Genomic DNA, 24,879 nt, shown 5'->3' on the forward strand with positions numbered 1-24,879 from the left:
CCTCCAGTATGGAAAGAGTTGTACAAGATTGTCAAGAGTTTTCCATGACGTGCACCACAGTCCTTGGAGCCGCTCGTGAAGTGCAGGCTGGGACCGGCAGTTTCGGAAGCTGCCCGTGGAGGCGGCCTCATGTCAGCGGGCTTCTTACACGAAGCGAGCGCCGCATTTCTGCGACGCTCGCAGTACTCGAGTTACCTATACGGACTGTGATTGCCTTCCGGTTAGGGCATGTCGAGTTGGGTTTTGTAGGCGGTGTCTCTATTGGTGTTCCAGCCGGCGATGATGCCGGCTCCGAGCATTTGGTCGCTGAGCCTGGCGAAGCGGTAGCCGGGGTCTGTGTCGAGGGCGAGTTGCATGTATTGGTGGGCTTTGCTGCCTCGGCCTTGCCACCAGTTGATGTAGCCGATCGTGGTGAGGAGGGGTGCCGCGTGCTGGGGGCTGGTTCTCAAGCGACGCAGGAGCGCCGAGCGAAGTTTCCGGATCGGTTCCGGCGCAGAGCGCCCTGGTTGCGCGGAGGTCCCGCCTGGCCATGATCGGAATATCAGAATGACAAACAGCGATGTTGCTTCTGACCGTCCATGGACAGGCAGGGGAGTCACGGCATGACGAAGCCGCCCAACTCTCCGGATCGGCGGATCGTGCTTTGCGGATCGTCTCAACCGTTGCGGAAGGGCGAACTGCTTTGGCGCCGACATATGCGCCGTTAGCGGCGGTCTAGTGTCCTGGGATCTTCAGGCTTTGGGGGATCGTTCGACTGTCCTGCGTGGGCGTCGCGCTGAGGTTTTAGTCCGGGACGAACGCTGCGGCGTTGGAATTGAGCCACTCAGGTGCGAGGTCATATTCGGCCGCCATGTCATCGACAAGGGCGTCGACGGCGGCCTTGTCGGCGTAACTGGCGTTAATATCTGCAGTGGGGCGGTTGCCAATCCCTTGAAGGACGAGTGCGGCTCCGCCGACGAGTTTGATGTCGCCATGGACGCCTTTGGCGTGCAGGCGCCGGCCGAGTTCCCGGAGGAGAGCCCGTATTTGCTCGGCGTTGAGTTCCCCGCCGCTCATGCGGTGGCCAGGCTGCGTTCGCGGATGTAGACGTTCATGGCCGCGAGCTCCTGTGGCGTTTCGGACATGGTGAGCTGCTTCATGGGTTCACGGACGTGCCGGTAGGACTCGGCGGGCATCCATGGCTCGTTGAGGGGTTTGATGCGTTTGGTCCAGGATGGTGCAGGTTGGCCAAGGCGGTGTGCGGTGTACTTTGTGATACCGGCGAGAGCGGCTGACCAGTGGGGTTCCTTGAGCCGCGGACTGCGCTGGAGCAGGGGCTTGCCGGCTTTGAGGGAAGCAGTGGCATAGTCGGCAAGCATTTTGATGGCGAACTCGAAGTCCCGGTCCGCGAGAAGCTGTGTAAAGGTTTGGGCGTAGTCGCGCCGTTCCGGGTCGTAGTCCCTGCCCCGGGGCAGGGGGTCTGTGGCTTCCAATGACAAGCCGAGCGCCGCAAGAACCGCGAGGGATTTGCCGAGTTCGGCACGGTCATGGCCGGCTTCGAGGTCCATGAGAAACTTCCTCGAGACCCCTGACCTGTCAGCAAGGGTCTGCTGCGACAGTCCGCGGTCCTGGCGCCGGGCACGGATGAGGGTGCCTACTGCGGCAGGGGTGTTGATGCTGGTTCCTGATGTCATGCCGCCTCCCTTGTCAGTTCCAGCATGTCACCGAACGGTGACATGCGCTGTATTCGTTGCTGGCCCATTCTTGGCACGCGAGGAGTCGGTCATGTCTTTTTCTGATGGATGCGCGATGAATGGCGAGGATCACTGCCTCGTGCACCCGCCGGACTGCCCCGCATTCCGCATGTTTCCGCCACCTCCCAGTGTTTCCAAGGCCTGGAATCGCCTCCGAGTCCCACCTCGGGCACGGCAGGACCCCCCTGTACGGGGGGTGCTTTCAACGGCATTCAAAACCTGACGAGTGCGTTCATCTTATGAGCCCCGCCGGTCCCCAGCTCGGGGTGCGGGGTGCGGGGGTCAGGGTCCTGGCGTATGAGCCCTCCCCTTGTTGAGGTGTGGATCCTTGGACTTGCTTTCTTCTGGGCGCGCCGGAGGAAAAGACTGACCAACTTTCATTGCTAGGACAGCTCACGGACAGTTATTCTTCGAGTGTGGAACTGACCGTGACGGCGGTGCCTGACGGAGACAAGGTTGTCTTCCCAAACGATTACCGCTGACTCGTACATTGCCGTCTTCCAAGTAGTCGCTGCTCGCGAGGCAGCTCAGTTAGGTCTTTCGCGCTCGCCGAGGTACCTGGCCCGGCGTTTCGGGCGGCATGATTGCCGCCGTCAGGGGTTCACCCGTGCCGCTTACCGAACGCATGGTCTCCGCCCGATGGGTGATGCGTTTCTCTGCAGAATCGTGAGGAGATCACCCTGTTAGTAAAAGTCCCTGATCAGGCGTCTGAAGCGGTCGACGACGCCTGCGGCACCTGACTGCACACGTCAGTGGACGCCAGCGCTGTCTAGCGGAGGATCGTTTGACAGCGCAGTGGAGCATCCTTGGGTGGTCGTGTTGAAGCATGGCTTCACGACGTCGGATGGCTGGTGCGGTTTTCGAAGCTCCCTGCGGGCATTCGCCATGCTGAGGGACCACCGGGACGCTACTGAATCCCGTCCATATGTTGAAGCTCAGTGATAAGGCCACGTTCGTTCGGTCGAATCTGACGACTTGGTTTTCCACGAACTGCGGATCCTGGCCTGCCCGGGCTAGTCGAATCAAAGGACCAACCATGCAACGCATCATTTCCTCCCGGCCCCTCGCGCTGCTTGCGGGCCTATCTCTTGCAGTCGCCGGATCCATCGTGAGCCTGCTCCCGGCAGCCGCGCCCACGGCAGCTGCGGTACCTTTGGCCACGGACCGGATTGTCAGCACGCACCAGAGCACCCCTTCGACACGAATCGTCTCGCCCGCCTTCACGACAAGTCAGACGAACGAACTCCTTATTGCCTTCGTCATGTCGGACGGGCCGCAAGCCCCGGGGGAGGCTTTCTCCTCGGTCGTCGGTGGCGGCCTCTCGTGGCGGTTGCGCGAGCGGACCAATGCCCGACCGGGCACCGCGGAGATTTGGCAGGCAGTCGCGCCGACCGTACTGACGAACGTCACAGTTACGGCCACCAACTCGGGTTCGTACCAGTCGTCGATGACTGTTGTCACGTTCGTCGGCGCGGATTTGGTCACTGACGGCGCTGTTGGAACAGGAAACGCCGCTACGGGGGCGCCCAACGCTTCCCTGACCACATCGCGGGCAGGCTCATGGGTGTGGGGAGCGGGAAATGACTGGGACAAAGCCACTGCCCGTACGGTCGGCGCCGGGCAGACAAAGGTCGACGAGTACCTCTCAAGCCAAGGCGACACGTTCTGGGTCCAGCGCCAAAGCGCGATAACGACGGCGGCACCTCCTACCGTGGTGGCGATCAATGACACAGCACCCACAACGGACAGGTGGAACCTCTCCGTCATGGAAATTCTTCCAGCCTCGACGGCAACAGGTGACACCACCGCGCCGGTGATCTCCTCCGTATCTGCCGGCACGCCCAGTTCCAGCGGAACAACCATCGCCTGGGCCACCGACGAAGCGTCCAACTCGCAAGTGGAATACGGCACGACCACGGCATACGGCCAGAGCACACTTCAGAATTCCGCGCTGCAGACCACACACTCGCAGGCGCTGTCCGGGCTCTCGGCCAGCACCCTGTACCACTACAGGGTGAAATCCGCCGACGCGTCAGGCAATCTGGCCGTCTCGGGCGACGCGACGTTCACCACGGCGAGCGGGTCCGGCACGGACCCGTCAGTGGTCGGCTCGTGGGGCCCTGTCGTCGGTTGGCCGGAGGTGTCCATCCACGCGGCGCTGACACCTGCCGGCAAGGTTCTCACATGGCAAGGCGACTTCTCCCAAGGCGGCCAGCAGTACCTGCTCGATCCGGCGACAGGCAACTACACCCAGGTACCGAGCGCCGCCGTCGATCTTTTCTGCGCAGGGCAGGCGGTCCTGTCCGATGGCCGAATTCTCGTCGTCGGCGGGACCTCGACAAAAGGTGGACTGGGTATCCGCGATGTGACGGCCTTCGACCCGGTCACGGAAACCTGGCAGACCCTGGCGCCTATGAACCACCCCCGGTGGTACCCGACGGCGACGACGTTGGCCGACGGGCGCGTGCTGGTGACCTCGGGTTCGAACGCCAGCTTGCCGGACCTCGTGACCATTCCGGAAGTCTATTCACCCACCACGAACTCGTGGACCGACCTGACGGGCGCGAACCGGAGTATCCCGTATTACCCCTTCATGTATCAGCTGCCTGACGGCCGCGTCCTCCAGGCAGGGGCGTCCGAACAAGCCACTTCGACCCTTGCCCTGAATGTGTCCACGCAGCAATGGACCACCGTGGACTCCCGTGTCCTGGACGGCGGCTCGATCGCGAACTACGCGCCGGGCAAATTCATCAAGGCCGGATCCGCCTCGGACGGTGGATTCACGGGGCAGTCCACCAATACCGCCTACGTCCTGGATATGAACGCGCCAAGCCCTTCGTGGCAAGCGACGGCTCCCATGGCGTTTCCCCGTAGCTTCGTGAACTTGACGAACCTGCCCGATGGCTCAGTCCTTGCCACCGGAGGCGGAACGGACAAATCGGGTCAGGATGTCACCAAAGCCGTGATGCAGGCCGAGGTCTGGCAACCGGCCGCGGGAACGTGGAGCTCCATGGCGCCGATGTCGGTGCCTCGCCTCTACCACTCGGTGGCCGTTTTGCTCCCGGACGGTCGGGTCTTCGTATCCGGCGGTGGCGGGGACGACGGGGTCACGGACCAGAGAAGTTACCAGATCTACTCCCCGCCGTACCTCTTCAAAGGCCCGCGGCCAACCATCTCCAGCGTACCGGGCAGCGTCCAGTACGGTTCGACCGCATTCATCGGAACACCGGACGCGACCCGGATCCAATCGGTGTCCCTGATCAAGACAGGATCCGTGACCCATGCCTTCGATCAGAACGCGAGGGCCTTGAACCTGAACTTCTCGCAAACCTCCGGCGGTCTTAACGTCCAAATGCCTGACAACGGCAACTACGCCCCTCCAGGGTATTACCTGCTCTCGATCATTGACGGCAATGGTGTTCCGTCCACAGCCGGCATGGTCCGCTTGCCGGCACCGGGCCAGGACACCACCCCTCCAACGGCGCCTGCGGGCCTGGCTGCCTCTGCCTCTGCCGGGCAGATCGCCTTGACGTGGACGGCCAGTACAGACAACGTGGGTGTCACCTCATACAGGGTTTCGCGCGACGGAACCGTGATCGGGACTTCGCCGTCGACCAGCTACACCGACAGTTCGGTGGTCTCAGGGACGACGTACACCTACACAGTTGCCGCCCTCGACGCGGCAGGCAATGTCAGCCCGCCGTCGAACACGGCCACGGCGCAAGCCGTCGCAGCACCTCCCGGCGTCACGGTCGACAAGATCGTCGCGGTCCACCAAGGCACCAGCACGACGACGATCAGCGCCTCGGGTGTGACAACCACCGGCTCCAACGAACTCGTCCTTGCCTTCATCAGTTCGGACGGACCAAGCTCCGCGAATTCAGCCCGGATAGCGAGCGTTGCCGGCGCAGGGCTGACCTGGACACTCCGACAAAGAACCAACACGCAACCAGGCACCGCCGAGATCTGGCAAGCGGTCGCCCCCGGCCCCCTTTCGAATGCGACCGTCACCGCCACACAAGCCTCGGGCAGTTGGCAAACCGCCATGACCGTCGTCGCCTTCCGCGGGGCAGACACCACGCCAGGAGCAGCACTGGGTGCGAACGCCTCCTCTGGCGCGCCGACGGCCACCCTCACCACCACCAGGGCCGGTTCCTGGGTTTGGGGCGTCGGCACGGACTGGTCCAACCCGGTATCCCACGCGCCAGGGCCGAATCAGACCCTCGTTGACCAGTTCCTGGCGCCAGCGGGAGACACGTACTGGGTCCAACGACAGAACTCCGCCTCACCGACGAACGGCACGCCTGTGACCATCAACGACACGTCCCCAACAACCGACCGGTGGAACCTCGCGATCATCGAAATTCTCGCCGCGCCCTAGACCTGGGCGCGACGACGCCATCCCGTTTGAATTCGTGGGTGCCAAGGGTCTCCTGGCCCGCCGCCCGTTGGAAGGCATAGAGGACCCCAGAGGGATCATCGTGTACCTCGCCGACCGGATCTGACCTACGCAGACGCGGCGCAACTCACGACTTCGCGCTGAAGATACTTCCGCGGAGCCCTGCTTTGGTGACTTTCCGTTACTCCCGAATGATGTTGTACGTGTCACATATATTTGCTTCCGGCAGCGTGCGGCCACGATCCTTGCAAGACCTAGTTTTTTAAGCGCTTGTCAGAGCGTGCCCAATGGAGGACACAATTTATGACTAACGTTCTTTGGTTTTCTGAGCTTGGCTTGTCCGACCTTGACCAGGTCGGCGGCAAAAATGCATCGCTCGGGGAAATGGTCCGGAATCTCGCCTCTGCCGGGGTGAAGGTTCCGGGCGGTTTCGCGACGACGGCGGACGCTTACCGGCGCTTTCTGGCGGAGTCAGGCCTGGATGCACGGATTGAAGGCATTCTTGAGGGCCTGGACAGCGGCGACGTGACCGCTTTGGCCAAGGTCGGCCAGGAAATCCGGACCCTGATCCGTGAGACGCCGTTCCCCGCCGGTTTCGAAGACGACATCCGCACCGCCTATCAGCGCCTGACCCAGGAGCATGGCGGGGACGTGTCGTGGGCGGTACGTTCCAGTGCCACGGCAGAGGATCTTCCGGATGCTTCGTTTGCGGGCCAGCAGGAGACGTTCCTGAATATCCGCGRCATCGGGAACATCCTGCTCGCCATCAAGGACGTGTTCGCGTCACTGTACAACGACCGGGCCATTGCCTACCGCGTGCACCATGGCTTCACCCACTATGAAGTGGCGCTTTCGGCTGGTATTCAGCGGATGGTGCGTTCCGACGTCGGCGCTTCCGGTGTGATGTTCACCATGGACACCGAAACCGGCTTCACTGACGCTGTCTTCATCACGTCCTCGTACGGTCTGGGGGAGGCCGTGGTCCAGGGCGCTGTGAACCCGGATGAGTTCTACGTGTACAAGCCGGCCTTGGCGGCCGGACGGCCCGGCGTGCTCAAGCGCGGACTGGGGGACAAAGCTGTGCAGATGGTCTACACCGATTCCGACGAGGTTGGCCGGACTGTTGACTTCATTCCGGTGCCCCAGGATTTGCGGTCCCGTTTCAGCCTGACCGATGCCGAAGTTGAAGAGCTTGCCCGGCATGCGGTGGCTATCGAAGCGCACTATGGGCGCCCGATGGATATCGAGTGGGGCAAGGACGGGGTGGACGGAGAGCTGTACATCCTCCAGGCTCGTCCCGAAACCGTGGAATCACGCAAGGCCGCCGGGACCACTTCCCGATACACCCTTGCCGAGCGCTCCACGGTGCTGGTGGAAGGCCGCGCCATTGGGGCGCGGATCGGTGCCGGGCAGGTCCGGGTGCTGTCCTCGATTGACCAGATGGCCTCGTTCCAGGAAGGCGATGTCCTGGTGGCAAACATGACGGACCCGGACTGGGAACCCATCATGAAGAAGGCCGCAGCAATCGTCACGGACCGGGGTGGGCGTACCTGCCACGCCGCCATCATTGCCCGCGAACTCGGCATTCCCGCCGTCGTCGGCACCGGGTACGCATCCCAGATCCTGAAGGACGGCATTCCAGTCACCGTTAGTTGTGCCGAGGGAGAGGCTGGGCTGGTCTACGACGGGTTGCTGGAATATTCGCTGCACGAAACCAGCCTGGAGACCATGCCGGAGGCTCCAGTGAAGATCATGATGAACGTTGGCACTCCGGAGCAGGCGTTCAGTTTCGCCAAACTTCCCAACCATGGTGTTGGCTTGGCCCGGCTTGAGTTCATCATCAACCGGCAGATCGGCGTCCACCCCAACGCCCTGCTGGCCGTGGCCGGCGAGATCGAACGCCCTGCAACCCTGGATGACTTCACCGTCCGGCAAATCCAGGAGAAAACTGCAGCCTACGACGGTCCACGCGATTACTACATCAGGCGCCTGGCCGAGGGAATCTCGACCATCGCCGCCGCATTTGCGCCTGAGCCGGTCATCATCAGGCTCTCGGACTTCAAGTCCAACGAGTACGCCAACCTCATGGGTGGTCCTGCGTTTGAACCGGAGGAAGAGAACCCCATGATTGGGTACCGGGGAGCGTCCCGGTACCTTTCTGCAGCCTTCCGGCAGGCCTTCGAACTTGAATGCGAAGCACTGAAGTACGTGCGCAACGACATGGGTTTGACCAACATCAAGCTCATGGTTCCGTTCGTGCGGACCCTGGAGGAGGCCAGCGGTGTAATCGACCTGCTGGCCGCCAACGGGCTGCGCCGGGGCGAGAACGGTCTGGAGATCGTGATGATGTGCGAGTTGCCGGCCAACGCGCTCCTTGCCGATGAGTTCCTCGAGTACTTTGACGGCTTTTCCATCGGCTCCAACGACCTCACCCAGCTCACCTTGGGCCTGGACCGTGACTCCGCTTTGGTGGCCGAAGGCTTCGATGAGCGGAACCCGGCCGTGACCAAACTGCTGGAAATGGCGATTACGGCATGCCGGGCCAAGGGCCGCTATGTGGGGATCTGCGGCCAGGGACCCAGCGACCACCCGGACTTTGCCGAGTGGCTCCTGGGACAGGGCATCAGCTCGATTTCACTGAACCCTGACGCCGTCACCGAGACCTGGCTGCGGCTGGCACGCACCACGAGCACCGCGGTCTAAATGGCAGAGCATCACAGCGTGGGGGCGGGTTCACCGCCCGCCCCCACGGTGTTCTTCCTTTCGGACAGCACCGGGATTACCGCCGAAACGCTGGGCAACACGCTGTTGACCCAGTTCCCCGGTCAGCGGCTGGAACGGCGGACCATCCCGTTCATCACCACTGTGGAGCAGGCGCGTGACGTTGTTGCCTTGATCGACAAGGTGGCGGCCACCGGCCCGGTTCCCATCATCTTTTCGACGGCGGTCGGGCCTGACATCCGTGCCGTCCTCGCCCAAAGCCGTGGCCGGCTTTTTGACCTGTTCGGTACCCACATCGGCCAGCTCGAAGAAACGCTCGGCGCCGCGGCCAACGGCAAGCCCGGCCAAGCCCACGGCGTAGGAGACGCCGTCCGCTACCAATCCCGCATGGCAGCCGTTGAATACGCCATCGAACACGACGACGGTCAGTCGCTCCGTGCACTCGAGCGCGCCGAATTGATTCTCATCGCCCCGTCCCGATGTGGGAAGACTCCCACCACCATGTACCTGGCCTTGCAGCACGGCATCCTGGCCGCTAACTTCCCTTTGGTCGAAGAGGATTTCGACAACATGGCGCTCCCGAAGCCAATTCAGCCATTCGCGGGCAAGTGTTTCGGACTGACATCCCAGCCCGTCCGTCTGAGCCAGATCCGTCAGGAGCGACGACCCGGCAGCAACTATGCATCCCTGAACCAATGCACGTTTGAGTTGCGCAACGCCGAGGACATGTACCGGGCCAACAACATTCCTTATGTGAACTCTGCCTCCATGTCCGTGGAAGAAATTTCCGCCACGGTCCTCCAACGCATGCAACTGCATCACTGACGGGACAACGGCGCGAGTGACTCCCGTCCGGCGATGAGTCCGGCGACGTGCCCGGCGTCCCTGCCGACCCCACCCACGAGGCCCGATGTCAATCCGTATTGGAACGGCATGCCCACGAAGAACAGTCCTGGCAGTTGTTCCACGGCGCCCCGGGAGGTGAGCGGCCAGCCGTCTTCGTCCGCCGGAAGGCCTCGGATCCAGCCGAAGTCCGGTTGGTAGCCGGTGGCCCAGATCACGGTGGAGACTTGCAGTGTTGCGCCATCATCCAGAACAGGTTGGCCTTCACGGGTGCCACCCAGTCGTGGCAGGCGCGTGACTCCCGCCGCGTCGAGCTCTTGGGTTGAGGCCCGGATCAGCGGGGCGCCGTGCCTGGTGAAGCCGATCGCGACTTTGCGTCCGATGGGGGTTGAACGGGTCAGCAGCTTGTGGATGAGGAGCCACCAAAGCCCGCCGGCGTATCGCGTCACTGGATCCGGAACGTGGAATGGGGGAGTTCCGGCGACATAGGTGCGGTGCGTGGGCGCGAGCTCCAGGGCGATTTCGACGCCGGAGGTACCGGAGCCGACCACCAGGACGTCCCCGGGCGGAACTGAGTCCGCGTTCTTGTATTTTGCTCCGTGCATTTGCTGGATGCTGGGGTCAAGATCCGCGGCGAAGCTCGGAATCCTTGGCCGCGCATTCGGGCCCGTGGCAACAACAACGTTCTTAGCCAGGATCGGTCCCTCGCTTGATTGGACCCGGAACAAGCCGTCCTCGCGTTCGATGCCATCGACCTGGACACCATGACGTACCGGAAGTTCCCAGTTCGAGGCATACGCCTCGAGGTATCCGGCCATCGCGTCTTTGCTGGGAAAGCTGCCTCTAGCGGCCGGAAATGGCAAACCGGGGAGCGAATCGTGCTGTGCCGGCGTGAAGAGGCGCAGTGAATCCCAACGGTTCCGCCACACGTCGCCGACGCGCGGATGGGAGTCCAGGATGAGGAAGTCTTGGCCACGTTTTTTCAGATGGAAGCCGGTGGCGAGCCCTGCCTGACCGGCACCCACAATCACGGTGTTAAGTGGCTCAATGCTGTCCATCGCGAAGCCTCCTGAAGAGCGAATTCCGACTTGATTAGAATACCATTCCAGTCATTAGAATGCTATTCTTTTTCTGTGGAAATCCGGCACAATGACAGGCGAATAGCTCAAGCTGCCGCTACCAAAGCCGCCGTGGTGGAGGCCTCTCGTCAGCTGTTTCTGAGCAGGGGATACGTGGCCACCACTGTCGGGGCTGTTGCCGAGCAGGCTGGTGTGGCAATCCAGACCATCTACAACTCCGTGGGCAACAAAGCCGCATTGCTCTCGGCTGTGGTTGACGCTACGGCTGCAGGCCCGGATGCCTCCCGCTCCGTTCCGGAGATTATGCGCGAACGGACAGCGGCCGCCGCTGACGCAGCGGCAGTTATTGCACTATTGGCCGACTGGTTTGCCGAAGTTCATCCGCGGAGCAGTGAACTATTCAGCGTGATGAGGCAGGCTTCCGCCGTCGATCCTGAAGTGGCCGAAGTGCTGCGGGACCGGGCCGAGCTCCGGCTACGGAACTATGCCGAGGCGGCGGCTGCGCTCAGGAAACGCGGGGTGCTTACCTCCGGAATGAGCGACGAGCAGGYCGCTGCGGTGATCTGGTCGGTGGGTCACCCGGACACCTACAGATCACTGGTGCTGGATTTCGGTTGGGAGCCGGAACGGTACCGGGATTGGGTGCACGCAGCCCTGAAAGCCGCCCTCGCCTAGCCAGGCAGACTGGCGCCAGCTTCTCAGATGGACGCCTTCGCCGCCGACCCTCGCCCCACTGACTTGAGTCAGCCCAAACACAATGGGCGCTGCTTGCTGGCCCTCTGTTGAAATGAAGCATCTAACGATGCGTCACATAAGGTAAACCGTCAGGTAGCTCTCGGGATTCTCGAAGCGAATGATCTTACGGTTCGGGAATGCTTACAAAACCTCAGCTCATCAACAGCGGCATCGGGGTGGCCGTCGTCGGCATTGTCGCCGGCGCCTTTTTTGTGTTGGACGGCGTGCCGCAACCGGCCTCCAACACGGCAGTCCGTACCGTCGCGATCGGCGCAGCGGACCTCACTGCTGTGTCCACCGCAAGCGGTAATGTTTCGCCCGCAAGTACGACCGTCATCAACGCGCAGAATTGCACCGGACCGATCGCCACGGTCTCCGCAGTGACGGGACAGCAAGTTACAGCAGGGCAGGTGTTGGTCACCATTGATCCGACCAACGCCCAGAACGCGCTTGCTGTTGCCCAGGCCCAACTGGATTCCGCCGCGGCGCAGGCGAACCAGCAGCAGGCATCAGCCAACAACCAAGTAGCTGCGGCAAACCAAACTCTGGCCAATGCCCAACAAACGGTCGACCTGGACGCGGGCCAGCAGGCCACTGCCGTGGCAGGGGCGCAGACCGCGGTGAACAATGACAATGCAGCTGTTGCGTCTGCTCAAACCGCTGCCAGCGCCCAGCCGAGCAACCAACAGGCCCAGGCCGCCCTCAGCGCCGCCCAGGCCCAGCTGGCGAAGGACAAGCAGGCACTGACCCAGGCAGTCAACCAGCAGGCCAGCTCGGCACTCAAGGACAAAGAGCAGGTCGCATCGGCCGCGACGGCGCTCAACGCCGCGAAAAGCGGGGGTGGCGTGACCGCCAATACCACCTCTGCCCAAGTCGCCGTCGACACTGCCACCAAGAACCTGGCGTCCTGCTCCCTCGCGGCCCCGGTTAGTGGGACGGTCACCGCCGTCAACGCGGTGGTTGGTGGCAACGCCGGCAGCAGCGGCGGCTCATCCAGCTCCGCCTCCTCAGAAGCATCCAATGGATCCGGCACCACGGGCAGCGTGTCCAAGGATGCCACAGGAACATCGTCCTCCGGGCTCATCACGATCAGCGACACCGCACATCTGCAGGTCATTGCCAACTTCGCCGAATCGGACATTGCCGCCATGAAGGCCGGTGACTCCGCGACCTTCACGTTTCCGGCCCTCAAAACCGACCCCGCCGCGGCACCGGTAAAGGGCACGATCACGGCGATCGCCCAGAACGCCACCACCACCAACAACGTAGTCAGCTATCCAGTGACCATCTCGATCAATAATCCCCCGGCTGACCTCCGGCTCGGGCAGAGCGCGAACATCTCCGTGACCACTGCGACCGCCAAGAACGCCCTGGCGGTGCCTTCGCTGGCAATTACCACCACCGGAGCCACGCAAACCGTCAGCGTCCTCAAGGACGGGACCCCCACCCCGGTGACCATCACAACGGGGATTACGGATAACGGACGCACCCAGGTGCTTACCGGCCTCAGCGCAGGTGACCAAATTGAACTCCCGGCCATCTCCTCCACCTTGGACACCACCGGGACCACGGGACGAACCGGTGGCGGCACCGGCGGGTTTGGTGGAGGCGGCGGGTTTGGCGGAGCTGGAGGCGCCAGTGGCGCACGTGGAAACGGCGGGTAAGCAACAATGAACGACGCCGTCATCGAACTGCAATCCGTGAGCAAAATCTACGGCAAAGGCGAGGCCGAAGTGCGGGCACTGGACTCGGTCAGCATCTCCATTCACCGCGGCGATTTCGTCGCCATCGTCGGGGCGTCGGGCTCCGGAAAGTCCACCATGATGAACATCATCGGCTGCCTCGATGGGGCCAGCGACGGTACCTACCACCTCGATGGCATTGATACCGGGACTCTGGATGAATTCCAGTTGGCGCAGATCCGCAACAGGAAGATCGGCTTCGTCTTCCAGAACTTCAACCTGATTCCGCGTACCCGCGCCGTGGACAACGTGTCCATGCCCCTCGCCTACGCAAAGGTGCACCGCAAGGAACGGCGTGAACGGGCCCTGGCGGTACTCGATTCGGTAGGACTGGCCTCCCGAGCCGACCACAAGCCTTCACAGCTCTCGGGCGGGCAACAGCAGCGCGTTGCCATCGCCCGCGCCCTCGTGACCAACCCGGTACTGCTCTTAGCCGATGAACCAACGGGAGCATTGGACACCAAGTCCTCTCACGAGATTCTTGACCTGTTTGAATCCTTGCACGCCAGCGGACGGACCATCGTGATGATCACGCATGAAACCGACGTCGCGGCACGCGCCAACCGCGTCGTGCGGTTCCAGGACGGCCACATCATTGAGGACTACAGGCTCCGCGACGTCCACGGGCACCCGGAAGCGACGACGGTACCAGCATGATGATCGCCGAATCCGTACGCTTCGCCCTGACTGGGGTGATGGCCAACAAGATGCGCTCTATTCTCACGACACTGGGCATCCTGATCGGCATCGCATCCGTCATCATCCTGCTGGCCGTGGGCGCAGGAACCTCGAACGCCATCAAAGCCCAGATCGGCAAACTGGGAACGAACGTGCTGACCGTAAGCCGCCAAACCACGTCCGGGGGCCGCACAGTCGGGGGACAGGCAGTCACTGGGCCACGGTCCCGGGGCACCAATCTCACCGTCCAGGACATGGCAGCGTTGACTGATCCTGTCATGGCTCCCGACATCGCGGCGACAGCCCCGGTTGTCACTGCCCAGAACGTCACCAGCACGTACCAGGACGCAACCCATACCGTGGCGACCTTCGTGGGGACCACGCCGTCGTACTTTGCCATTTCGAACGACACCCTGGCAGCGGGCTCCTACTTCAGTGACGGCGACGCCGGCAGCGGCACCGCAGTGGCCGTGATAGGCAATACCGTGGCACAGGATCTGGTAGGCAGCTCAGCGACCTCGGCGGTGGGGCAGACCATCGCCCTCAACGGACAGAACTTTGTGGTCTCCGGAGTCTTGGCCCAGAAAGGGTCCTCGGGACTGAATGATCCGGATGACCTTGTGGTCATCCCCTACAGCGCCGCCCAGGACAAGTTCACCGGATACTCGCCCTCCCTGGCCTCCATCACTGTCCAGGCAAAGTCAGCGGACGTGATGAACCAGGCCCAGAACGAGGTGCAAATGATCCTCGACGCCAGGCACAATGTCACCTCTGCCAATCGTGACTATCAAGTGCGGAACCAGGCCCAGATCCTCACCACCGCCACCACCACCACGGCCACGCTGACCGTCCTCTTGGGCGCCGTAGCCGGTATCTCGCTCCTGGTTGGGGGGATCGGCGTCATGAACATCATGCTCGTCACGGTCACCGAACGTACCCGCGAGATCGGCATCCGCAAAGCGATCGGGGCCTCGAGGGGAAGCATCGTGACCCAGTTCCTGATCGAATCATTCATCATTTCCATGATCGGCGGGGTGCTCGGCATTGCTGCGGGCTACGTCGGCAGCGCCTTTCCCGTGATGGGAACCCAACCCGAGGTCCAATGGTGGACCGTGTGGCTCTCATTCCTGGTGTCCGCAGCCATCGGCCTCATTTTCGGCATCTACCCGGCCAACAAAGCGGCGAAACTCCGGCCAATCGACGCCCTTCGATACGAATAACCGGCCCACTTCCCCCAGCACGTCCAAGAGAAAATCCCAACAGGAGTCCCACATGTCCTACCCAACGCCCGAGCCCGGTTCCAACAACCAGCCAGAGCCACACCAGCTCGATAACGAACGTCCCACCGCCGGACAGCAAACCGCCGGACAGCAAACCGCCGTACTGCACGCCACCGGCCAGGAACCCACCGCCCAAGGTTGGGGACAGCCCCAGACATCGGAGCCGTTCGTGCCAAAGAAGCGGTTCAAGATGGGCCGCCTGACGCAGATCCTCCTCGCGGTGCTGCTGGTTGCCATCGGTTTCTTCGCCGGCGTCGGCGTCACTAAGGCAATGGATGCGGGACAGGCCCGTCCGGGGCGGGGCCAGTTCCAGAATTTCAACGGCGGCCAGGGGCGGAACCGCCAGAATGGGTCCCCCACCAACGGGGCCTCGCCGAGCGCCATTCCCTCGGCGCCCACCACAGCGGCGCCGTAATCACCTACGTAACTGTTACGTTCGCAGGGAAGCGGAGCCACGGTCGTGAAACACAGACAAATTGTTGCTGTTTCCTCCGGCGGGTCAGGACCTTAGAAAAGGGCCTCGGCCACGGCCCCTGTCACTTGGTGGATGACCTCGGTGCGCTCGGGGACGCTGCTTAGATCCTGACCTTTGGTGTAGACGAYAAGGGCGTAGGCGCGGCCATCCTTGTCCAGGACGCCGGCGTCGTGCAGTTCTCCGCCCAGCTCGCCGTACTTGTGGAACACGGTGACGCCGGCGGGAACGGCGGCGGGGATGAGCGTCTCATCGTTAGTGTCCTGCATGGTAGATAACAGTTCAGTGGTGTCCGCGGCATTGAGCAAGTTCCCGGAGTAGAGCCCGGCAAGGATGCGCGCCATGTCCACCGGGGCGAGTGTATTGCTCTCGGGGTCGTACTGCACGCCCAAAGAATTCGCGTACGCCGTCAGCTCCTGGTGGCCGACGGCATTCATAATCAGCGACCAGGAGTCATTGTCGCTTTGCTGGATCATTGCCTTCAACTGGAAGGACGCGGGATAGGCTGCCAGGGGCTCGTCCAGGGATGCCCCGCCGATTTCAACAAGATGGTAATACGCTTCCGCGGCCAGGACCTTGGCGGTGCTGGCGGCCTCAAAGGGCTCCTCGACCCCGTATTGATGGACGTCCTGCCCGTCGGCTCCGGCCGACACATCCATGAGCGCCACCCCGATCTGATACTCCGGGTACGCGTCGATGATGCCGTTGATCTTGGCGTCCAAGGCCGGATCAATGACGTCGACTGTTCCGGGGACAGCCGCGGCGGATGGAGCTGTGCTCCTCCTCGCAGCCGGTTTATTCGTCGTGCCACCCGGCCGGCCGATAGACGTCGAATGGGCCTGCGCGGCCGAGTGGACGCCGACAGGCAGCGCCACGGCCAGAAGAATCGCGCCCGTGGCCATTATGACCACCCGGCGGCGTCGAAACGTCAGGGAGCGGAGGCGCGCGTCGCCCATCCGGGGAGACTGTCTCCCAAGGGGCCGGGGTGTGAGTTCTTCCACAGTCGGTACGATAGCCACGGAACCTATGTCGGAGCTTTGAACTGGCTGTCAGGGGGATCTGGCCCAAGGGATACCCGCTGTCGTGCCCTACGGCTACCATCGGGTATGCGCAAGCGACTACGCGGACGAAAGCACCGACAATCCACTCAAACTGGCTGACGTACCCCGGTAATTACCGCAAGCCAACCGCATGCCGGTGGAAGGAGGAAAGGTGTCGTTTTTTCAGCTTTCGCTGATCGCCGCGGTCGCGCTACTGGGACCGCTGCTGGCGCTTCCCCGGAGATGGCATTTCCCCGTCGTTCTGGGGCAGTTACTGGCTGGCATCGCCATCGGGCGTACGGGTTTGGGTCTGGTGGACTCCTCGGATGCCACGTTCACCTTTGTGGCCGACGTCGGGTTTGCCCTCGTCATGTTCGTCGCAGGAACGCATGTCCCAGTGCGGGACAAAGCCATCCGCCCGGCACTGGGCGCGGGTGCGCTGCGTGCCGGCATCGCCGCAGTGTTGGCGGCCGTCGTCGGAATCGGCATTGCCTTTGCCTTCGGCACCGGACATGCTCCTCTTTACATCGTTCTGCTCGCGTCCTCGTCGGCAGCCTTGGTCCTGCCGATCGTCGATTCGCTGCGGCTGAGGGGACCACAGGTTTTGACGACGACGGCGCAAGTGGCGGTGGCGGACATCGCCTGCATTGTGGCGCTTCCGCTTGCTGTCGACCCATCCAATGCGCCGAGGGCAGCTGCAGGGGCAGCCGTCGTCGCGGCGTGTGCTGCGGTTTTGTTCTTCGTGCTTCGCTGGCTGGAGCGCAACGGCACGCGCGCACGGGTGCATGCCGTGTCCGAGGACCGGAAGTTCGCCCTGGAGCTGAGGGTCCAACTTGCCGTGCTGTTCGCGCTCTCCGGACTTGCTGTGGCGGGTCACGTGTCCATCATGCTGGCCGGGTTCTCCTTCGGCCTGGTGGTCGCAGCGGTGGGCGAACCCCGGCGATTGGCTCATCAGCTATTCGCCGTCAGCGATGGCTTTCTGGGGCCAGTGTTTTTCGTCTGGCTTGGCGCATCGCTGGATCTGCGCGCCCTTGCCGGAAGCCCCAAAATGCTTCTCCTCGGGATTTGCCTTGGTCTGGGTGCCCTGCTGGTCCATGGAAGCCTGCGGCTATTGGGCCAGCCTCTGCCGCTCGCGGTGCTTGCAGCGTCCCAGTTGGGAGTGCCGGTTGCCGCGGCAACGATCGGCTCCCAATTGCATTTGTTGGCGACGGGAGAAGCCGCGGCCATTATCCTCGGAGCCCTCATCACCATCGGGGCGAGCACCGCCGCAGGCTCACGGGCCGCGCGCACGTTGACGCAGCCCGGCCCGGCGCCGGCGGGCAACGCATCCGGGGGCGGCCCGACCTTGGCTGCGTAGTTCGCCTGGGCTGGGCAACTTCCGCCAGTCCCTGAGTTCCGTGCTGTTGCCGTGGCGTGAGGCCAGCGTCCGCTGGCCGTTGCAGAACAACCTTCGGGGCGTGACGCTGTATTCGGCAATGATCACGCCGGTGGTGGTTGCGATGCTGCGTTCCAACTTTAGGTCCGTACGGGGTCCTTCCGGGAAGAGACGGGTTCCTGATCCGAGCACGATGGGGTGAATAGGAAGTGCGTATTGATCGATCAGGCCTGCGGCGTGTAGCTGACGCACTAATTTACCGCTGCCCATGATCATGAGGTCGCGCGGGTAGCGGTTCTTGAGCGCGGCTACGGTCGAAACTGCATCTCCGACGAGGAGTTCGCTGTTGGGGTACCTCAGTTTGACGTCAGGGTTGTGTGAGACGACGAACTTTTCTGACCCCACCAATACGTCGACGAATGGGTTGGGCCCCATGGAGGTCCAGTATCCGAGGACGTCGTCGTAGGTGCGGTGGCCAAACAGGAGGCTACCCCCAACGCTCATTCCCTCGCCGGCATACTTCATTGATACGTCGTCCTGGTATCCATCGGCCCACCCGCCGTGCGCGAACGCGTCTCGTGTGTCTTCATCGGTGCGGCCGGGTCCCACTAGGGGACACTGCACAATAACCGATGTCTTGCCGGACTTGAGCTGCGCCCGGTCAAGGATCCACCATCGGACGCTCAGAACCAGTTCAGAACATCTTGCATTAGCCACATGACCAAGCCGAAGAGTAGGAAGATCGGCATTAGGTATAACACCCAGAGGCCGTGAATCTTCCGCTTTGTCATGCGAGGCTCCTTCCGTTGACTGCGAGTTTACCCAGAGCCGCAGCCCGAACTGCCGATTGAGTGCCCATAAGCCGGTGGCTATAAGGACGCTTCAAAGCGCACGGTCAGAGCCTGTTGCCTCATTGCAATACCTCCGGGAAGAGTAATACGTTGCCTCATTTGAAGCCTCCGGAAGAGTGGCTTCGTTGCCTCGTTGAAGAACCTACGGATTGCCTAGCCGTTCCAGGCTCGGTTTACGGGTTTGAGTGGTGCTGGTTTCTTGACTAGGGCCAGTGTTTCCAGCTGTCCGGTGAGCGCCAGAATCTGACGTGAGAGGGCTCCGGGCTTGATGCGTTTGAAGGCGCCGGCTGGCACGAATCACAGCAAAGCATTGCAAATGACGAATCTAGAATCTACACTCTAGGGAACGACCAGATGTGGTCGAGCTCACTGAGAGGGAAAGCAATGTCGCTTGCACTTGCCGCGTTGTCACACGCGCCATCATTTGGGAACGTCGATCCCGGGGGAACGATCTTCGCCGAAATGAATGAAGCCCTGGGAGAAGTTCGCTCATTCGTTGAGGACTTCGCCCCGGACGTTACCGTCATCTTCGGCCCGGACCACTTCAACGGTGTGCTCTACTCGATGATGCCGCCGTTCGCCATTGGTGCTCAGGCTGTCGGTGTTGGCGATTACGGAACCGGCGAAGGCCCCCTCCCTGTCGATTCCGAGACTGCCCGGGAACTGCACGCGCTCACCATTGCCCAGGGAATCGACATAGCTCGTTCGGAGCGTCTCCAAGTTGACCACGGCGTCATGCAGCCGTTGGAATTCCTGTTTGGCTCGGGCTTCACCAACCCGTTCGTTCCCGTATTTGTGAACGCCATCGGCAAGCCCCTTACCCCCATGGCCCGGATCCGTCTGATGGGTGAGGCGTTGGGTCGCGCTGCCCAGCAACTGGATAAGCGCGTTCTCCTTGTGGCCTCGGGCGGGCTCTCCCACAACCCGCCGATTCCCGAGTACGACGGCGCGCCCGACCCTGTCCAGCAGCGTTTGGTCTCTTATGCACCGTCTAAAGAAGACCGTGCAGCCCGCGAAGGAAAGATCATTGAGGGCATCCAGGCTATTGCGGACGGCCGCGCATCCAGCGCACCCCTTAATGAGGAATGGGACCAGAAGCTGATGAAGGTGTTCCGTTCGGGCTCGCTGAGCGACGTGGACGGCTGGGACAACGACGAGTTCATTGCCGAAGGCGGAAGCGCAGCACATGAGATGCGTTCCTGGATCGCGGCTTTCAGCGCATTGTCGACGGCGGGCGACTACAGCATGGTGGTGGACCGCTACTGGCCGGTTAAGACCTGGGGTGCCGGCTTCGGTATCACAGCTGCTGTTCCCCAGAACGCATGACCCAGGTAACCATGTGGGGCGAGATTGCCGACCTTCCCCACACCCTTGAGTATGTTCAAGTAGGACCATGGCGGACGCGGGTCCTTACCGTGGGCGCCGGACAGCAAACCCTGGTCCTCCTCAATGGCACCAGCGGGCACATCGAAGCGTGGACCCACAACATCCGTGCGCTGGCGCAGAATTACAAGGTCATCGGTTACGACTACCCCGGGCATGGCTTTTCAACGTTGGCTGAAGCCGACTTGGAAATCCCGGACTACGAGGCACATCTCCTGGATCTCCTGGACGTGCTGGGCCTGGACAAGGTGCACCTCCTGGGCGAGTCCCTCGGTGGGTGGATCGCTATCAAGTTCGCCGCGCACCACCCCGAGCGCCTGCACACCATTGTCCTGAGCGCTCCCGGCGGCCGCATGGTGGGCCCTATGTCCATGGATCGTGTCAGCCCAGTGAGTCGCAAGGCCGTGGAGGACCCCAGCTACGAGAACGTCAAGGCACGGCTCCAAGTGGTCATCCACAATCCCGAACAGATCACGGACGAGCTGGTGGAAGTACGCCGTGCCGTCTACGGCCGGCCGGGCTTCATCACCTCCATGGAGCACATCATGGCGCTCCAGGTTCCGGACATCCGCGCCCGGAACCAAGTGACCAAGGAAGACTACGCTGCCATCCCGGTGCCGGCCCTGCTCGTGTGGACGGACCATGAGCCGACGGGCGGTGTGGCAACGGGCGAGACCCTGGCGGCGGCAATTCTGGACGGCGAATTCGCGCTGATCCGCAACGCCGCCCATTGGCCGCAGTGGGAGGATCCCACGAAATTCAACGAAAAAGCACTCGACTTCCTCAGCAGAAAGGCGTGATGAAGATGTCGGACATCATTACGGAGATCGCTGATGATCTCTACAAGGCGCGGACAACGCGCACCCCTATCGAATTCGTTCGCCACCGGCTACCGGAGAAGGACAAGGACGCGGCCTACCGCATCTCCGAGCTGGTTACCCAGCAGCGCGAAGCCGCGGAAGGCCGCCGTCGCGTTGGTCGGAAAGTTGGCCTGACCAATCCTGTGGTCCAGGCGCGTGCCGGCGTGGACGAGCCTGACTACGGCATCATCCTGGACAACATGGTCTTCGAGTCCCCGGTTGAGCGGCCGTCGTCAGCGTACTTCCACCCCAAGATCGAAGCCGAGCTGGCGTTCGTCCTGAAGTCGGACATCCTGGATCCGGACCTGGCATCAGTGGAAGCGGCCATCGACTATGTGACGCCTGCAATGGAACTGGTTGATAACCGTTACCACAGCTACAAGATGGGTATCGTTGACACGATCGCTGACAACGCGGCCTGCGAAGGAATTGTCACAGGTTCGGTTCGCATCCCTTACGGCGAAGTCGACCTCAAGCAGGTCGAGATGGTCCTCTACCGCGGCGACGAAGAGTTGACGCGCGGCGTTGGCGGAAATGTCATGGGCGATCCCATCCATGCAGTCCAGTGGTTGGCAGATACCTCGTTGAGGATCGGCAAGCCCCTCCGTGCGGGAGAAATCCTGCTCTCCGGATCCATCGGATTGATCGTGGACTGGGATCCCAACATTACGTACTCGGCGAAGTACTCGCACGGGTTCGGAGACGTCGTCGCGCACCTGACGGAGGCCGTCCATGCATAAGGTGACGATCGAAACCCGGGTGGCCATCGAGGCACTCGTCGCGGAATTGCTGTGGCGCCTCGATCACGGCAAGGCGGACACAACCTGGGAGCTATACACGGAAGACGCTGTATCCACCGGCCCCTTGGGCGACATGGATGGCCGTGACGCCATCAAGGCCTGGGGCGAGCGTCGCGCCAAGGTCACGGGAGTTGTGGGCCGCCACCTCATCGGCGGCATCCGTTTGGAATGTGTAGGCGGGGAGCTCCATGGCTGGACGCAGTACCTGACGTTCCGGGACTCCTCGGAGAACCCGCTCATGCCTGCCAGCGTGGGTGAATTCCGGGAGGTCTACCGCGAGGTAGACGGGGAATGGAAGATCGCGCGACGCGAGATCAACCCCATATTCGGCGGAATGAACGCTGCCGCCCACGCCAAGCGCCTGACGGAAAGCACCGCGAAATGAAGTGGGAGAGCCGCGGCGGGCGGCCGCCCGCACTGTTGCACCAGGCAATCCCTTCCCTCTCCGTCACGGAGTGGGCGCTGGCTGCTGGATACGACGGCGTGGTGGTCGACCTGCAGCACGGCGAAGTGGGGCTGGAAGCAGCCTGCACCATGCTGCGGGCCACACCCCGCGATTCCGCCTACAGCTATGCCCGGGTAGGAAGCCTGGATCCGGCCCCCATCCTTCGTCTGCTGGACAGCGGTGCACGCGGAATCATCGCACCTACCATCGAGTCGGGGGAACAAGCGCGAATGCTGGTAGAAGCCACCAAGTACCCCGGTGTGGGCAACCGTAGCCTCGGTCCCAGCAGGCCGTCCCTTTATAAGGGAGAGTCCTACACCGAAGCGGGCAACCGCGCCGTGTCCACCATCGCCCAGATTGAAACAGTGGCCGGCCTGAAGAACGCGGAAGAGATCGTCACGACTCCCGGCCTGGACTCCATTTACGTCGGGCCGGCGGACCTGGCCGTGTCCTTCGGCCTTCCGGGCAGGGGCGACTGGGAAGACGGACCCGTCCGCGAAGCCATAGTCCAATTGGCTGCCTTGACGAGGGAACACGGCGTGACTCTGGGCATCTATTCTGGCTCCGGTACTTACGCAGCCGACCTTCTTGACCGGGAACTCGTCGACTACGTCGGCCTCGGCATTGACCTCGTCTTCCTTAGCCGTGCGGCTCAGGAATCCATCAAGACCCTGAGGGGCCCAGAATGAGCGACCGCAAGGACGTAATTATCATCGGAGCCGGTCCGGTCGGTTTGACCCTCGCCAACCTCCTTGGCCAGTTTGGCGTCAACACCGTGGTCCTTGAAGGCCGCGATGAACTCATTGATTACCCGCGTGCCGTCGGCATTGACGACGAGGCGCTCCGGACCATGCAGACCATCGGTTTGGTGGATAAGGTGCTGCCGCACACGGTGCCTGACCAGAAGATCCGGATCGTCAACGGCGACCGCAAGGTGCTGGCGGAAATCAATCCCACCACCCGCGAGTTCGGCTGGCCCCGAAGGAACGGCTTTATTCAGCCCCTGGTCGATAAGGCCCTGCTCGAAGGCCTGGCGCGGTACCCCCATGTGGAGGTGCGTTTTGGTTGCCGGGTGGACGCTTTTGAATCGGATTCCGACGGCGTCAGCGCCACGGTCAGCATGCCCACTGGACAGGGAAGGGTTACCGGCAGCTACGTCGTGGGTTGCGACGGCGGCCGGTCGCTGACCCGCCAGCACCTTGGGCTGGCATTCGAAGGCGAAACCCGATCGACGCGCGGACTCGTGATCGACGTCGCGAACGATCCCATCGGCACACCGCATGCAGTGTTCGGTGGAGACCCCAGTCGCGGCTACGCAACGCTCAGCCTGCCCCACGGCATCCGGCGCTGGGAGTTCACGCTGTTCGAAGGGGAATCGGAAGAGGTGGCCGAGGATGATGAGTTCGTGTTCTCCCTCCTGGCCCCCCACGTTCCCGATCCCGCGCGCCTGAACATCATCCGCCGTCGGGTCTATGCCCACCACGCCCGCGTCGCGGAGAAGTTTCGTGTGGGACGTTTCCTGCTGGCGGGCGATGCGGCCCATGTCATGCCCGTTGTGGCTGGACAGGGGTGGAACTCCGGCATCCGGGATGCCTTGAACCTGGGCTGGAAACTCGCAGCCGTGGTCCACGGCAAAGCCAGCGACCGCCTGCTTGATTCCTACGAAGACGAACGCCGTGAACACGTCAAGGCCATGGTGGCTTTGTCGCTGAACATGGCAAACCTCGTGACGGACCACAACAGGCTGCGCACGGCCGTCCGCGATATGGCCGCCGCCGTGGTGGACCGGCTTCCCAAGGCCCGCGCCCGCCTGAACAACCAAGGCTACAAACCCATGCCTAAGTACGATCACGGCATTGTGGTTCCGTCGAAGGTCCCCACGTGGAAGTCTCTCCCGGACAGGGAAGACGCGCCGCGTACGGTGGGAACGTTGTTCCCACAGCCCACAGTCCGCAACGAGGAAGGTATGTCGGTCCTGTTGGACGACGCCACCGGCCAAGGGTGGCGTGTGGTGGTCTGGAACAACGATCCCATGGCGTTCGTCAGTGAGTCTGATGCGGAGAAGCTTGGGAGGCTGGGCGGTGTCCTTGTGCACGCAGTGCCGGCCACGCAGCTGCCGTGGGCCAAAGCTGCTGCCGCGCCTGGCGTGCGGGTAGTGGGCGACGAAAGCGGCGTTCTGAAGGCTTGGTTCGACGAAAGGCCCTTCTCTGCGATCATCGTGCGGCCCGACCATGTGGTGGCTGCTGAGTGCCTTGCACAGGAACTCAGCGGCGTTTTGGGCAAGGTTTTCAGCGTGGCCGACGTCACATTATCGCCGCAGAACGCATAACATGATTAAGAATGCATAATCCATTGACAAAGGCTTAATCCGCAAAATACTGTTGCTGCAACTCGCCAGCACAGGCAGTAAGGCGGGAAGGCCCGCCCAACGTTCACTCAAGGG

Annotated in this window: 21 protein-coding genes; 15 read left to right on the forward strand and 6 right to left on the reverse strand. The window is 62.5% G+C overall.

The annotated features are described in order from the left end of the window. Nucleotides 1-221: 221 nt before the first annotated feature. The 3 genes from AB4Y87_RS14225 to AB4Y87_RS14235 all read right to left on the reverse strand — a co-directional run bounded on the left by AB4Y87_RS14225 (nt 222) and on the right by AB4Y87_RS14235 (nt 1,673). Nucleotides 222-695 (reverse strand): DUF4192 family protein, encoded by a 474-nt coding sequence (locus AB4Y87_RS14225; protein WP_442004976.1) that lies wholly within the window; start codon nt 693-695, stop codon nt 222-224. An 88-nt stretch (nt 696-783) separates the two neighbouring features. Then, nucleotides 784-1,056, reverse strand: a complete 273-nt coding sequence (locus tag AB4Y87_RS14230; RefSeq protein ID WP_442004977.1) for a hypothetical protein — start codon at nt 1,054-1,056, stop codon at nt 784-786. After that, nucleotides 1,053-1,673, reverse strand: a complete 621-nt coding sequence (locus tag AB4Y87_RS14235) for a helix-turn-helix transcriptional regulator (RefSeq protein ID WP_442004978.1) — start codon at nt 1,671-1,673, stop codon at nt 1,053-1,055. The genes AB4Y87_RS14230 and AB4Y87_RS14235 overlap by 4 nt, the downstream gene beginning before the upstream one ends. Nucleotides 1,674-2,769: 1,096 nt before the next feature. On the opposite strand from AB4Y87_RS14235, the gene AB4Y87_RS14240 reads away from it, so the two are divergent. From AB4Y87_RS14240 to AB4Y87_RS14250, 3 genes are all read left to right on the forward strand, one after another. After that, entirely contained in the window at nt 2,770-6,114 is a 3,345-nt protein-coding gene (locus AB4Y87_RS14240) for a galactose oxidase-like domain-containing protein (protein ID WP_442004979.1), read from the forward strand. A 321-nt stretch (nt 6,115-6,435) separates the two neighbouring features. Next, nucleotides 6,436-8,835, forward strand: coding sequence for a phosphoenolpyruvate synthase (gene ppsA / locus AB4Y87_RS14245; RefSeq protein WP_442004980.1), 2,400 nt, complete (start codon nt 6,436-6,438; stop codon nt 8,833-8,835). Further along, nucleotides 8,836-9,678, forward strand: a complete 843-nt coding sequence (locus AB4Y87_RS14250; protein ID WP_442004981.1) for a pyruvate, water dikinase regulatory protein — start codon at nt 8,836-8,838, stop codon at nt 9,676-9,678. It abuts the gene before it with no gap. On the opposite strand, the gene AB4Y87_RS14255 is transcribed toward AB4Y87_RS14250, so the two are convergent. Beyond that, nucleotides 9,672-10,754: a flavin-containing monooxygenase gene (locus AB4Y87_RS14255; RefSeq protein WP_442004982.1), complete on the reverse strand. Its 1,083-nt coding sequence runs from the start codon at nt 10,752-10,754 to the stop codon at nt 9,672-9,674. The two genes, AB4Y87_RS14250 and AB4Y87_RS14255, sit on opposite strands and share 7 nt — an antisense overlap. A gap of 75 nt (nt 10,755-10,829) precedes the next feature. Between AB4Y87_RS14255 and AB4Y87_RS14260 the strand changes: the two genes are divergently transcribed. The 5 genes from AB4Y87_RS14260 to AB4Y87_RS14280 all read left to right on the forward strand — a co-directional run bounded on the left by AB4Y87_RS14260 (nt 10,830) and on the right by AB4Y87_RS14280 (nt 15,625). After that, the gene (locus tag AB4Y87_RS14260; protein ID WP_442004983.1) at nt 10,830-11,450 is read left to right on the forward strand and encodes a TetR/AcrR family transcriptional regulator; all 621 of its coding nucleotides are present in this window, start codon (nt 10,830-10,832) and stop codon (nt 11,448-11,450) included. A 197-nt stretch (nt 11,451-11,647) separates the two neighbouring features. Continuing rightward, nucleotides 11,648-13,174, forward strand: coding sequence for an efflux RND transporter periplasmic adaptor subunit (locus tag AB4Y87_RS14265; RefSeq protein WP_442004984.1), 1,527 nt, complete (start codon nt 11,648-11,650; stop codon nt 13,172-13,174). Nucleotides 13,175-13,180: 6 nt separating this feature from the next. Beyond that, nucleotides 13,181-13,909, forward strand: coding sequence for an ABC transporter ATP-binding protein (locus tag AB4Y87_RS14270; protein ID WP_442004985.1), 729 nt, complete (start codon nt 13,181-13,183; stop codon nt 13,907-13,909). Continuing rightward, the gene (locus tag AB4Y87_RS14275; protein ID WP_442004986.1) at nt 13,906-15,150 is read left to right on the forward strand and encodes an ABC transporter permease; all 1,245 of its coding nucleotides are present in this window, start codon (nt 13,906-13,908) and stop codon (nt 15,148-15,150) included. The genes AB4Y87_RS14270 and AB4Y87_RS14275 overlap by 4 nt, the downstream gene beginning before the upstream one ends. A gap of 52 nt (nt 15,151-15,202) precedes the next feature. Next, the gene (locus AB4Y87_RS14280) at nt 15,203-15,625 is read left to right on the forward strand and encodes a hypothetical protein (protein WP_442004987.1); all 423 of its coding nucleotides are present in this window, start codon (nt 15,203-15,205) and stop codon (nt 15,623-15,625) included. A 92-nt stretch (nt 15,626-15,717) separates the two neighbouring features. On the opposite strand, the gene AB4Y87_RS14285 is transcribed toward AB4Y87_RS14280, so the two are convergent. Next, nucleotides 15,718-16,638: a serine hydrolase gene (locus tag AB4Y87_RS14285; RefSeq protein ID WP_442004988.1), complete on the reverse strand. Its 921-nt coding sequence runs from the start codon at nt 16,636-16,638 to the stop codon at nt 15,718-15,720. 256 nt (nt 16,639-16,894) lie between these two features. On the opposite strand from AB4Y87_RS14285, the gene AB4Y87_RS14290 reads away from it, so the two are divergent. Continuing rightward, a complete protein-coding gene (locus tag AB4Y87_RS14290; protein ID WP_442004989.1) occupies nt 16,895-18,079 on the forward strand; it encodes a cation:proton antiporter in 1,185 nt (394 codons plus the stop codon). Here the strand turns inward: AB4Y87_RS14290 and AB4Y87_RS14295 are convergent. Next, complete coding sequence (locus AB4Y87_RS14295; protein WP_442004990.1) at nt 17,996-18,814, reverse strand: dihydrofolate reductase family protein; 819 nt, start codon at nt 18,812-18,814, stop codon at nt 17,996-17,998. The genes AB4Y87_RS14290 and AB4Y87_RS14295 overlap by 84 nt on opposite strands. Before the next feature lie 518 nt (nt 18,815-19,332). On the opposite strand from AB4Y87_RS14295, the gene AB4Y87_RS14300 reads away from it, so the two are divergent. From AB4Y87_RS14300 to AB4Y87_RS14325, 6 genes are read left to right on the forward strand one after another with little or no spacing between them, the layout of a single operon-like run. Further along, complete coding sequence (locus AB4Y87_RS14300; protein WP_442004991.1) at nt 19,333-20,274, forward strand: 3-carboxyethylcatechol 2,3-dioxygenase; 942 nt, start codon at nt 19,333-19,335, stop codon at nt 20,272-20,274. Next, nucleotides 20,271-21,131: an alpha/beta fold hydrolase gene (locus AB4Y87_RS14305; protein WP_442004992.1), complete on the forward strand. Its 861-nt coding sequence runs from the start codon at nt 20,271-20,273 to the stop codon at nt 21,129-21,131. Before AB4Y87_RS14300 ends, AB4Y87_RS14305 begins: the two co-directional genes overlap by 4 nt. Then, nucleotides 21,131-21,931 (forward strand): 2-keto-4-pentenoate hydratase, encoded by an 801-nt coding sequence (locus AB4Y87_RS14310; protein WP_442004993.1) that lies wholly within the window; start codon nt 21,131-21,133, stop codon nt 21,929-21,931. Before AB4Y87_RS14305 ends, AB4Y87_RS14310 begins: the two co-directional genes overlap by 1 nt. Continuing rightward, nucleotides 21,924-22,376 carry a nuclear transport factor 2 family protein gene (locus AB4Y87_RS14315; protein WP_442004994.1) on the forward strand — a complete coding sequence of 151 codons (453 nt, stop codon included), beginning with the start codon at nt 21,924-21,926 and terminating at the stop codon, nt 22,374-22,376. Before AB4Y87_RS14310 ends, AB4Y87_RS14315 begins: the two co-directional genes overlap by 8 nt. Next, entirely contained in the window at nt 22,373-23,125 is a 753-nt protein-coding gene (locus AB4Y87_RS14320) for an HpcH/HpaI aldolase family protein (RefSeq protein ID WP_442004995.1), read from the forward strand. The genes AB4Y87_RS14315 and AB4Y87_RS14320 overlap by 4 nt, the downstream gene beginning before the upstream one ends. Next, nucleotides 23,122-24,765 (forward strand): bifunctional 3-(3-hydroxy-phenyl)propionate/3-hydroxycinnamic acid hydroxylase, encoded by a 1,644-nt coding sequence (locus AB4Y87_RS14325; protein ID WP_442004996.1) that lies wholly within the window; start codon nt 23,122-23,124, stop codon nt 24,763-24,765. The genes AB4Y87_RS14320 and AB4Y87_RS14325 overlap by 4 nt, the downstream gene beginning before the upstream one ends. Nucleotides 24,766-24,879 lie beyond the last annotated feature (114 nt).

The sequence above is a fragment of the Paenarthrobacter sp. RAF54_2 genome, from assembly GCF_052113945.1.
Taxonomy (GTDB): Bacteria; Actinomycetota; Actinomycetes; order Actinomycetales; family Micrococcaceae; genus Arthrobacter.

Coding starts and splice junctions, on each gene's coding strand:
- AB4Y87_RS14275 (WP_442004986.1), top strand. CDS start 13,906: ATGATGATCGCCGAATCCGTACGCTTCGCCCTGACTGGGGTGATGGCC.
- AB4Y87_RS14265 (WP_442004984.1), top strand. CDS start 11,648: ATGCTTACAAAACCTCAGCTCATCAACAGCGGCATCGGGGTGGCCGTC.
- AB4Y87_RS14240 (WP_442004979.1), top strand. CDS start 2,770: ATGCAACGCATCATTTCCTCCCGGCCCCTCGCGCTGCTTGCGGGCCTA.
- AB4Y87_RS14305 (WP_442004992.1), top strand. CDS start 20,271: ATGACCCAGGTAACCATGTGGGGCGAGATTGCCGACCTTCCCCACACC.
- AB4Y87_RS14230 (WP_442004977.1), bottom strand. CDS start 1,056: ATGAGCGGCGGGGAACTCAACGCCGAGCAAATACGGGCTCTCCTCCGG.
- AB4Y87_RS14320 (WP_442004995.1), top strand. CDS start 22,373: ATGAAGTGGGAGAGCCGCGGCGGGCGGCCGCCCGCACTGTTGCACCAG.
- AB4Y87_RS14235 (WP_442004978.1), bottom strand. CDS start 1,673: ATGACATCAGGAACCAGCATCAACACCCCTGCCGCAGTAGGCACCCTC.
- AB4Y87_RS14250 (WP_442004981.1), top strand. CDS start 8,836: ATGGCAGAGCATCACAGCGTGGGGGCGGGTTCACCGCCCGCCCCCACG.
- AB4Y87_RS14255 (WP_442004982.1), bottom strand. CDS start 10,754: ATGGACAGCATTGAGCCACTTAACACCGTGATTGTGGGTGCCGGTCAG.
- AB4Y87_RS14300 (WP_442004991.1), top strand. CDS start 19,333: ATGTCGCTTGCACTTGCCGCGTTGTCACACGCGCCATCATTTGGGAAC.
- AB4Y87_RS14225 (WP_442004976.1), bottom strand. CDS start 695: ATGTCGGCGCCAAAGCAGTTCGCCCTTCCGCAACGGTTGAGACGATCC.
- AB4Y87_RS14325 (WP_442004996.1), top strand. CDS start 23,122: ATGAGCGACCGCAAGGACGTAATTATCATCGGAGCCGGTCCGGTCGGT.
- AB4Y87_RS14315 (WP_442004994.1), top strand. CDS start 21,924: ATGCATAAGGTGACGATCGAAACCCGGGTGGCCATCGAGGCACTCGTC.
- AB4Y87_RS14280 (WP_442004987.1), top strand. CDS start 15,203: ATGTCCTACCCAACGCCCGAGCCCGGTTCCAACAACCAGCCAGAGCCA.
- AB4Y87_RS14310 (WP_442004993.1), top strand. CDS start 21,131: ATGAAGATGTCGGACATCATTACGGAGATCGCTGATGATCTCTACAAG.
- AB4Y87_RS14270 (WP_442004985.1), top strand. CDS start 13,181: ATGAACGACGCCGTCATCGAACTGCAATCCGTGAGCAAAATCTACGGC.